Raw genomic sequence first — 10,425 nt, forward strand, 5'->3', positions numbered from 1 at the left:
CTGTTGTCGTGTCCAGGTGGGCCAATCGTCGTGCCACTTAGCCTGATGATCACTGGTGCCATGTGACCACACAGGCGCGGGAGCCTGCGCCCGTTCCGGGTAAGTGGCTGGCCAGAGCCGTGTGACCTTGGGCCAGCCCTGCGGGGAGGTCGCCCCGCAGGGCTGGCCCGGCCTGCAGTCGCCACTCAGTATAGCGATAGCTATACTCGTCCTGTGGATGGCGAGTGGGAGATCTTCCTCGTTGACGAGGTTCGTGAGTGGATCGACGGCTTGGACGGGTCCGCGTTCTCCCGGGTGGTGCAGGCGCTGGACGCACTGGCCGAAGGGGGGCCCGGGCTGGGACGTCCGCTGGTCGACACCATTCACGGCTCGTCGATGGCGAACCTGAAGGAGCTGCGACCGGGGACGGTTCGGATCCTGTTCGCCTTCGATCCGTGGCGCTGCAGCATCCTGCTGGTCGCAGGAGACAAGTCGGGTCGGTGGAACGAGTGGTACCGGGAAGCGATCCCTCTGGCCGAGCAGCGCTACGAGACGTATGTGAAGGAACGAGCTCGGGAAGAAGGTGGACGACCATGAGCAATTACGCCCGTTGGCAGGACATCCGTGCTGAGTACGTCGCCCGTGCTGGCGGCGAGGAGGCTGTACGGGAAGGCAAGGAGGAACTCCTCGCGGAGATGACCGGGCGCCGTCTGGCGGAGCTGCGGCGGGCCCGTGGGCTGACGCAGCAGGATGTGGCCGAGCGTATGGGTGTCACCAAGGGCCGTGTGTCGCAGATCGAGCGTGGGCACATCTCCGGACAGGACGTTCTTGCGCGGTTCGCCGCTGCGCTCGGCGGACGTCTGCACCAGGCCATCTACTTCGATGATGGTGACATCGCCGCCATCGCTTGAGCCATGCCTCGGTGCTTGGACGGCACCGGAGTCAGTGCCCCCGCCGACAACGCTCGGGGTCACGAGGCCGATCCCCAGAGTGGCGATGGGGCGAAAACGGATCGGTTCGGGTGACGCAGTCAGCGAAGGGGCTGCTACTCCCATCGAAGCCGAGGACGCCAAAAGGCGGCGGTTCACCTCCCGTCCTCGGGGGCCCTGGTGAGGCGTTGCGCCGCTTGGCTCTCATGAGTGTCGACCCGAGCACAACAAGTGAGCAACTTCTTGTCGATCTTGAGCGTACAGCGAAGTGTAGCCTGGTAAGTAGATGGGCTCAGGGAGCTCATCGCACGGGTTCCCCTCTCTATTCTGATGAGGAGGTCCTCGCGCATGCCCCATCAGCATCAGACCGTCTCGTCCGCTTCAAGGGGCGATCCTGGGCGCGACCGGCTGGAGGCTGTTCTCGACGGCTGGCGCACCTCGCTGATCGACATGGGCGGCCGTAATCGACTTCTCAATTTTCGCCACACCAAGATGGCAACGCTTGAGCTGACATCCCCTGCGGTCACGGAACTGCTGAGGGGCCTCGCGCGGGGATGGGGTTTCGCCCCGGTCGCCGAGGACACGGAGAGCCAGGGCGGGGTGCTCCTCTCCGAAGGGCCCACAGCACCTGGCTTGGTGACGCAGAAGGCTACGCAGCGGGCACTCGATTCCTCCTTGTACCGGCTTCGCCAGAAGTCCGCTCAGATGTTCAACGACTACGGCCTATGGATTCTGTGGCTGGGCGTCGGCATGCTCGACTGGCGGGAGGAGGACGCGTATGAGACTAGCTCGGCACCGCTGCTTCTCGTACCGGTCGAATTGCGCAGAGACAGCGACCGGCGCTACCGACTGCGTCCGGCCGACAACCAGGACGCCATGCACAACCCCGCCCTGGCCGTGAAGCTCGAACGGCTCGGCGTCGACTGGAGTCCCGTCGCGAACGTGGACGTCTCCGACGTGGCAGGGGTCATCGCCGCGGCACGATCGGTGGCGGCTAGGCAGAGGGGCTGGGCCGTCGAGGATCGGGCGGTCCTCGGTTTGTTCGCCTCCCACCATGAAGCCATGTACCAGGACCTCCGGCAGAACGAGGACCGCATCCTCCGAAATGAGCTGATCAGGGCCATCGCCCTCGGCCCGGACTCTGGACTGCCGGACGACGTTATCGGCTTCGAACCCTCGGACCAGGACCGCATCGACGACATCCAGTCACCAGAACAGACGCCGCTCGTCCTGGACGCTGACGCTTCACAGCGCCAGTGCGTCGCGGCAGCCCTCGCTAAACGGTCCTTCGTGATGAGTGGGCCGCCCGGTACAGGCAAGAGCCAGACGATCACCAACATGATCGCCTCTCTGATGCACGCGGGGCGCACGGTGCTGTTCGTCAGCGAGAAGGCTGCGGCGCTCGACGTCGTACGGAACCGGCTCCGTGGTGTCGGACTAGGCGACTTCGTCATGGCCCTCCACAGCGGAGACACGAGCAAGAAGGCTGTCGCCGCGGAACTGAACCGGGTCCTCACCACTGAGGCCCAGGTCACCGGAGCCGCCGAGCACGAATTGGAGCAGGCACGCAGGTTGCGCGAGGAGCTGTCAGCCTACGCCGCTGCCATGAATGAGGCCCGGGAACCCCTGCTTCGCACGGTGCACGACGTCATGGGTCGCCTGGTCCAGCTGGAGCAGGCGCATACGCCGGGACTGCCGCTGCCCGCGCGGAACGCGAAGACCGTCCGTGACCTGAGCGCCAGTGCACTGCAGGAAGCAGTCACGGCCGCTCGGGGGATCAGCCGTGCATGGCGCCCCGTGGCCGACGGGGAGTCCTTCGCCTGGCGGGGGCTGACCGGGACCTCGCCGCAGCAGGTGCTGTCCGAGGCCGCTGACGCGCTGGATGCCCTGCGGAGCGCGTGCACACGTCGCCCCTTCGCCCTTACGGAGCAGGAGCCGGAATCCGCCCGGATGCTCCAGCTGGCTGTACGCTCTATCCGGTCCCGCCTCCCCGAACTGGAAGCGCCGCAGGGCGCCGCACTACCGGAGCCGGAGGATGTCTCCCGGCCTGCGACCCAGCTCGCCAGCCTCTTCGGCCTCCCGTACGGGGAATCCTCAGAGGCCGCGTTCGCGGGGTGTGAGCTCGCCGACCTGACGCAGGCCACGCACCGTCCGCCCCGCACCTGGTTCGCGGCCCATGTACTCCGCAGAGCGCACGACGCGGCGGAGGACCTGCGCGAGGCTCTGGAGGTGGAGGCGGAGGCCCGGGCAGCCGCCGAGGAATTCTTCGGCGAACAGGTCCTGGTCTCAGAGGAACTGCCCGAACTGGTGGACCGATTTGAAGAGTACAGCGGCCTGTTCGTCCGGTTCTCGGCCCAGTACAAGGCAGACCGTGAGGCCGTGACGGCCCTCACACGCTCCGGGACCTGGGACAAGAAGGTTCCGGACCGCCTCCACCAGGCTCTCGCCTGGCAGCAGGCGGCTGCCGCGGTGAGGCACCTGGTCGAGACACATACCGACCTGCTGGCCCAGTACACCCCGCGTACCGAGGAGGATCTGGCGGCACTCGACGGAGCTCTGTGCACGGCCGACAGCGTCGCCCGGCTGACCCCTGGCGCCAAGGATCTCGACCTGTTGGCTGACCAGCTGGCCGACGGCGCGGACCCGGACCCGCTGCCCGCCCGGCTGGCCGCGAACGTACGCCGCGCGCTCAGCGACTGGTGTGCCATCACCGAACGCCGTGCAGATCGCTGGGCCGCCTCTGCGACCGCCCTGCTCGACCTGTTCGACGCGACACGGAGTGCTCAGCTATCACCCTCCCTGCTGGGTGATTTCGACCAGGCCCAGCAGGTACTCGACGCCCTGCTCGGTGACCCGCACGGGCCAGAGGAGTGGCAGGCGTACCACGACTGCCTCTCGACCCTGGCCCGCCATGGAGCAGAGATGCTCGTGGCAGGAGCTGCCGAGCGGGGCCTCGATCCGCAGCGGCTTCCTGACGTGGTCGAACAGGCGCTCCTGCGCTCCTGGGTCGACAGCGTTCTCGCCACCGATACCAGGCTCCGAACCACCCGCTCAGAGGACCTCGACGCACGCGTGGCCGAGTTCAAGGAGGCCGACCGAAAGCTGATCGAGGCGGCGGGCCGTACGGTGATCGAAGCCTGCAACAAGCGGCGCCCGCGCAATCACACCGCCGGAGCCGGAGCCGTCATCAAGAAGGAGGCGGAGAAGAAGATCCGCCACAAGCCGGTACGCGTCCTTCTCCACGAGGCCCGGGACGTAGTGCGGGCCATCAAGCCCTGCTTCATGATGAGTCCGCTCACGGTCAGCCAGTTCCTCCCGGCTGACTTTCACTTCGATGTCGTCATCTTCGACGAGGCGTCCCAGGTCCGGCCCAGTGACGCAGTCAACTGCGTTTACCGGGGCCGCAGTCTCGTCGTCGCAGGAGACGACAAGCAGCTGCCGCCTACCTCGTTCTTCGACGCCACGGTCGAGGACGACTCCGACGAGTACGCGGAGGACGTCCCGGACTCCTTCGAGTCGCTGCTGCACGCCTGCAAGGCTGGCGCCATGCGGGAGTTGCCGCTGCGCTGGCACTACCGCAGCCGCCACGAGAACCTGATCACCTTCAGCAACCGGGAGTTCTACGACAACTCGATGGTTGTCTTTCCCGGAGCCCTCGAGGCTGGCAACGACGTCGGCGTCGCCTTCTTCCCCGTCGACGGCGTGTATGACAGGGGCGGCCGCCGTGATAACCAACGGGAGGCGGAGTATGTCGCCCAGCGCGTCATCCACCACTTTGACACCCGACCCGAGCTCACCCTCGGTGTGGTGGCTCTCTCCCAGTCGCAGGCGTCGACGATTGACCTGGCCGTGCAGCAGGCGCGGATCCAGCGGCCGGACTTGGACCACCGCTTCACGGAGGACCGGCTCGACGGCTTCTTCGTGAAGAACCTCGAATCGGTGCAGGGCGACGAACGAGACGTCATGATCATGTCCGCCGGGTACGGCCCCGACGAGCGCGGCACTCTCGGCCTCAATTTCGGCCCGATCAACAAGCCGGGCGGCTGGCGTCGCCTCAACGTCGCGGTCACCCGCGCCCGCCACCGTATGGAGGTCGTGGCCTCCTTCCACGGCACGCAGCTGAAGGACAGCCCCAACGAGAGTGTCCAGTATCTCAAGCGGTACCTGGAGTACGCGGAGAACGGTCCGGCTGCCCTCACGCGCGACGTCATACAAGCCGATGCCGAGCCCGACAGCCCCTTCGAGGAGTCGGTTCTCGCGGTGCTCCGGGACTGGGGCTATAGGGTTCAGCCCCAGGTCGGCGTCGCGGGCTACCGCATCGACCTCGGCATACGCCACCCCGAGCTGCCCGGCGCGTACGCCCTGGGCATCGAGTGCGACGGCGCGATGTACCACTCCTCCAAGGCCGCTCGCGACCGGGACAGGCTGCGGGAACAGGTTCTGAATGGGCTGGGCTGGCGCCTGTACCGCATCTGGGGCACAGACTGGTACCGAGGTCGGGCAGCGGCGGAACTGCGACTGAAGGAGGCGGTTGAGCAGGCCGTCGCGCTGGGTCCGCTATCGGCAAGGCGGGTGAAGATGCGGGGGCAGGGAGTGCCGGAATCACCGGGGCCTACGCAGACGGTCCCGGCCCTCGCCACCGGGACGTCGACGGAGGTCGAGTACGAGCGCGTACCCGTCGATACGGCGACGGAGCGGGACTGGGCAGCCCCTTACCGCTCGCGTGCGGTCGATGTGCGAGCGACATACGAGCTGCACACGGTGGAAGCTCGACCGGCCTTGCGGAAAGCGTTGCAGCAGATCATCGAGTCGGAGGGCCCGATCCACGAGGATCTGCTGGTCCAGAGAGCCCGCGAGGCCTGGGGCGTGGCGCGGGCAGGCAGCCGCATCCGGGACAACGTCCGGGCCGTGGCCGCCGCCCTCGCCCGGTCGGGCACGATCGCCCTCGACGGCACGTTCTACGACGTAGTCGATCGGGCCGAGCTGCGGGCCCGCCGCCCGAAGGTCGACGAAAAGCCACGCACGGTGATCCAGATCGCCCCTGCGGAGCGGCGACTGGCACTGTACGAGCTGGCAGCGGAATGCCCCGGCATGTCGGAAGACGAGCTGATCAAGCAGACCAGCGAATTTTTCGGATGGAAGAGGACGGGCCGGGACATACGCGACTGCCTGAAGGCGGATATCGCCGAGCTGCACCTGCGAGGCGCGCTACGCGGCGGACCGCCCCGCATCAGTGCAGTGCCGACCGATGCAGGGGAGCGGCCTGGAGGGGCAGCCTGAGTCTGTGGGGCAAGGGGTAGGTACGTAGGTCGTGCTCGTGTGTCCCGGCCCTGCTGGACTTGGGCGGGGGTCCGTGCCGTGCGACGATGGCGGTATGAATCGACTGGCTGACTCCCAGTCGCCCTACCTACTCCAGCACGCCTCCAATCCGGTGGATTGGTGGCCATGGGGAGAGGAGGCGATGGCGGAAGCAAAGCGGCGGGACGTACCCATCCTCTTGAGCGTGGGGTATTCGTCCTGCCACTTATGTTTCTGTGAATCCACTGGTGTCACGTCATGGCGCACGAGTCGTTCGAGGACGAGGCCACCGCCGCCTACCTCAACGAGCACTTCGTGAGCGTCAAGGTGGACCGTGAGGAGCGGCCCGACGTGGACGCCGTCTACATGGAGGCGGTGCAGGCGGCCACGGGCCAGGGCGGCTGGCCGATGACGGTGTTCCTCACCCCGGACGCCGAGCCCTTCTACTTCGGCACCTACTTCCCGCCCAGCCCCCGCGGCGGGATGCCCTCCTTCGGCCAGGTGCTGGAGGGTGTGAAGGACGCCTGGTCCGGGCGGCGCGGCGAGGTCGCGGAGGTGGCCGGGCGCATCACGTCCCAGCTCGCCGGACGCACGATCGGCTACGGCGAGAAGGCGCCCGAGCGGCCCGGCGCGGCCGACCTGGCGGACGCGCTCCTCGGGCTGACCCGGGACTTCGACGCCCGGCAGGGCGGTTTCGGCGGGGCGCCGAAGTTCCCGCCGTCGATGGTGCTGGAATTCCTGCTGCGGCACCACGCCCGCACCGGCGCCGAGGGCGCGCTGGAGATGGTGTCGACCACCTGCGAGGCGATGGCCCGCGGCGGTATCTACGACCAGCTCGGCGGCGGGTTCGCGCGCTACAGCGTGGACGCGGAGTGGGTGGTGCCCCACTTCGAGAAGATGCTCTACGACAACGCGCTCCTGTGCCGCGTCTACGCGCACCTGTGGCGGTCCACCGGCTCGGAGCGGGCCCGCCGGGTGGCGTTGGAGACGGCGGACTTCATGGTCCGCGAACTGGGCACCCGGCAGGGCGGGTTCGCCTCCGCCCTGGACGCCGACAGCGCCGATCCCGCCGATCCGGACGGCCCGCACCGCGAGGGCGCCTACTACGTCTGGACGCCGGAGGAGCTGCGCACCGTGCTCGGCGAAGAGGACGCCGCCCTGGCCGCGCGGTACTACGGCGTCACCGAGGAGGGGACGTTCGAGGAGGGCGCCTCCGTCCTCCAGCTCCCCGACACCGGAGAGCCCGTGGACGCCGGGCGGGTGGCCTCCCTGCGGGAGCGCCTGCTCGCGGCGCGCGCGGAACGGCCCCGCCCGGGGCGGGACGACAAGGTGGTGGCGGCCTGGAACGGGCTGGCCGTCGCCGCGCTGGCGGAGGCCGGGGCGTACTTCGAGCGGCCGGACCTCGTCGAGGCCGCGGCGGCGGCCGCGGACCTGCTCGTCAGCGTCCACACCACGCAGCGCGGCGGCGAGCTGCGCCTCGCCCGCACCTCGATCGACGGGACGGTGGGCGCCAGCGAGGGCGTGCTGGAGGACTACGCGTGCTGCGCCGAGGGCCTGCACGCGCTGTACGCGGTGACGGGCGACGGCTCCTGGCTGGAACTGGCCGGGCTGCTGCTGGACACCGTGCTGACGCGGTTCACCGCCGAGGACGGGGCCATGTTCGACACCGCGGACGACGCCGAGGCCCTCATCCGCCGCCCCCAGGACCCGACGGACGGCGCCACGCCCTCGGGCTGGACGGCCGCGGCCGGCGCCTTGCTGACGCACGCGGCCTACACCGGCGCCTCCCGGTACCGGGAGGCCGCGGAGCGGGCGCTCGGCGTGGTGAAGGCGCTGGGCAGCCGGGCGCCACGCTTCATCGGCTGGGGCCTGGCCGTGGCGGAGGCGGCGCTCGACGGCCCCCGGGAGGTCGCGGTCGTGGGCGAGGAGGACGACCCGGCGGCCCGCGCCCTGCACCGGGCCGCCCTCGTCGCCCCGGCGCCGGGAGCGGCCGTGGCCTTCGGCCCGCCGGACGCCGGGAGCCCGGCCCTGCTGGGCGGGCGCGGCCTGGTGGAGGGGCGGCCCGCGGCGTACGTGTGCCGTCACTTCGTGTGCGGCCTGCCCGCCACGGACCCGGAGGTGCTCGGCGAGCAGCTCCGCGCCTGAGCGAGCGGGGCGGCCCGCGCCCGGACGCCGACCGTCCGGACGCGGGCCGCACCCGTCAACCGGTGCACGGACCTCAGGAGATGAGGGCGCGGACCATCCGGCAGGTGGTGGTGGACGGGGCGTGCACGCCGATGCGCGCGGCGAGCGCTCGTATGCGGCGGTTGTCGGCCGCGGCCGGGTGGTAGACGCCCGTGTCGAGCAGGGCGATGGCCAGGCGCATGGCCTTCAGCCGTCGGTTGTGCGCGATGTACCACTCGCGCGGCTGCCCGGCCGGCAGCGGCTTCTTCCGGTAGGGGCTCGGGGACTTCCTCGTCAGCGTGGCAGCGGCCATCGGCACCCTCCTGGCGCGGGAACGGACCCTGTCGAACTGGTATCCATTCTAGTCGCGCCCACCGACAATCCTCCCTGGCCAGAGGCCCTTTGACGGCGTCCGAGCGGTACGTGCCGAGCCGCCGCCGGACGCCTTCCGCCCGCCCCCGCGCGGCGTCCGGGGTGTCGAATCAGCCACCGAGCGGGGAGACTTGGTCAGAAGACCGCAACAGAGAGGCACACATGTCGGGGGCAGTGACGGAACTGAGCGCGGGTCACCGCGCCGAGGCGGAGCGCGTGCTGGCCCGTGCCGTCGAGGAGGAGGTACGCCGCACCGGCGGCACGGCCGACGGCGACGTGCTGCTGGCACGGGCGCGCGCGGCGCTGGACGACATCGCCGGGCGGGCGAGCGAGGAGTACGCCGCCTTCGCCCGCGCGCTCGACACCGCCGGGCCGGGGCGGCTCGCCGAGCGCTTCTCCGGCCGGGCGCTCGGTCCCGTCCTCGGGGCGGTCCTGGTCGCGGCGGTGGCCATCATGCTGTGGGACCGGGAGTACGGCTCGGGGGAAGCGATGGGCGCCGCCCTGGTGGTGGGGATCGCCGGGTTCGGCGGCGCGCTCGCCCAGATCCTCACCGCCCATCTGTGGGCAGCCCAGTCCGGGGCGGGCGCGCGGCACCAGCCCGGCGGCGTCGAGCAGTTGCGGCTGGCCTGGCTGACGGCGCTGGAGGTGCGGGGCATCCGGCCGTACCTGGAGCAGCAGCGGGTCAGCGTCCCGCGGGCCCGGGCGGCCCGGTCCGCGCGGCGCACCGGCGAGGGTCAGCCGCGGCTGCGCGGCAGCGACCGCAGCGCGGCGGCCCGGCGGCGCACCGTCCTGGCGCAGTCCTTCACCCAGCTCCCCGACCCGGTGCGGCCGTTCGCCGGGCGGAAGGCCGAGCTGGAGCGCGTCGCCCAGTGGGTGCGCCAGGCGCGGGCGGCCACCGAGACGCGCCCCACCGTCGTCGTCCTGCACGGGCCGCCCGGGTCGGGGCGCACCGCGCTCGCACTGCGGGCCGCCCACGAGCTGAACGACCAGTTCCGCGGGGCCTGCCTGGTCGACCTGCGCGGCGACGGGGCCGGGGAGACGCCGCTGGGCACCCGGGACGCACTGCTGCACCTGCTCAACCGGCTCGGCGCGCCCCGCGAGCAGCTCCTGTTCCGCGGGGCGTCGGGGCGCGAGCACCCGGCGCAGGACCAACAGCTGCGGCGGCTCACCGAGCTGTACCACCAGCACCTGGCCGGGCAGCCCGTCGCCGTCGTGCTGGACGACGCGACGGACGCGGACCAGGTCGCCACGCTGGTGCCCGAGCGCTCCGACAGCCTGGTCCTCGTCACCGCCACCGCGCCGCTGGAGCTGCCGGAAGGGCTGGGCGCGTGGGTGCACCACCTGGAGCTGGGCCCGCTGGACGCCGCCGGGGCCGAGGAACTGCTGCGCGCGGCCGCCGGCGGTGAGACCGAGGCTCCGGCGCCCTACGACGCCACCGGCTACGACGAGCTGGCCGCCCTGTGCGGCGGGCTGCCCCTCGCCCTGCGGCTCACCGGTTCCGCGCTCGCCGGGGAACGGGCCGCGGGCACCCTCGCCGAGCAGCTCGCCGTCCACGGTCCGGCCGGCGCACCGGACCCGGTGCAGCGGGCGCTGACGCTGCGCTACGCCGACCAGTCCGAGGCCGCCCGCCGGCTGCTGCGCCGCCTCGCCCTCGCCGGGCGGGCCAGCCTCGGCGCCGCGGCCG

5 protein-coding genes and 1 pseudogene are annotated in these 10,425 nt (G+C 70.7%); 5 read left to right on the forward strand and 1 reads right to left on the reverse strand.

Annotated elements, in window-relative coordinates; genetic code table 11:
* The first annotated feature begins 213 nt into the window (after positions 1-213).
* From HPT28_RS10205 to HPT28_RS10220, 4 genes and pseudogenes are all read left to right on the forward strand, one after another.
* Positions 214-576 (forward strand): type II toxin-antitoxin system RelE/ParE family toxin, encoded by a 363-nt coding sequence (locus tag HPT28_RS10205; protein ID WP_219090683.1) that lies wholly within the window; start codon positions 214-216, stop codon positions 574-576.
* Positions 573-890, forward strand: coding sequence for a helix-turn-helix domain-containing protein (locus tag HPT28_RS10210; protein ID WP_219090684.1), 318 nt, complete (start codon positions 573-575; stop codon positions 888-890). The genes HPT28_RS10205 and HPT28_RS10210 overlap by 4 nt, the downstream gene beginning before the upstream one ends.
* Before the next feature lie 366 nt (positions 891-1,256).
* Entirely contained in the window at positions 1,257-6,188 is a 4,932-nt protein-coding gene (locus HPT28_RS10215) for a DUF3320 domain-containing protein (protein ID WP_219090685.1), read from the forward strand.
* Between the two features lie 94 nt (positions 6,189-6,282).
* Positions 6,283-8,351, forward strand: a pseudogene (locus HPT28_RS10220) (thioredoxin domain-containing protein).
* 73 nt (positions 8,352-8,424) lie between these two features.
* Here the strand turns inward: HPT28_RS10220 and HPT28_RS10225 are convergent.
* Positions 8,425-8,682, reverse strand: coding sequence for a hypothetical protein (locus HPT28_RS10225; RefSeq protein ID WP_219090686.1), 258 nt, complete (start codon positions 8,680-8,682; stop codon positions 8,425-8,427).
* Positions 8,683-8,903: 221 nt separating this feature from the next.
* On the opposite strand from HPT28_RS10225, the gene HPT28_RS10230 reads away from it, so the two are divergent.
* On the forward strand, positions 8,904-10,425 hold a 1,522-nt coding region (locus HPT28_RS10230; RefSeq protein WP_219090687.1), incomplete at its 3' end, for an ATP-binding protein.

The organism is Streptomyces sp. JJ38 (assembly GCF_019303475.1).
Taxonomy (GTDB): domain Bacteria; phylum Actinomycetota; class Actinomycetes; order Streptomycetales; family Streptomycetaceae; genus Streptomyces.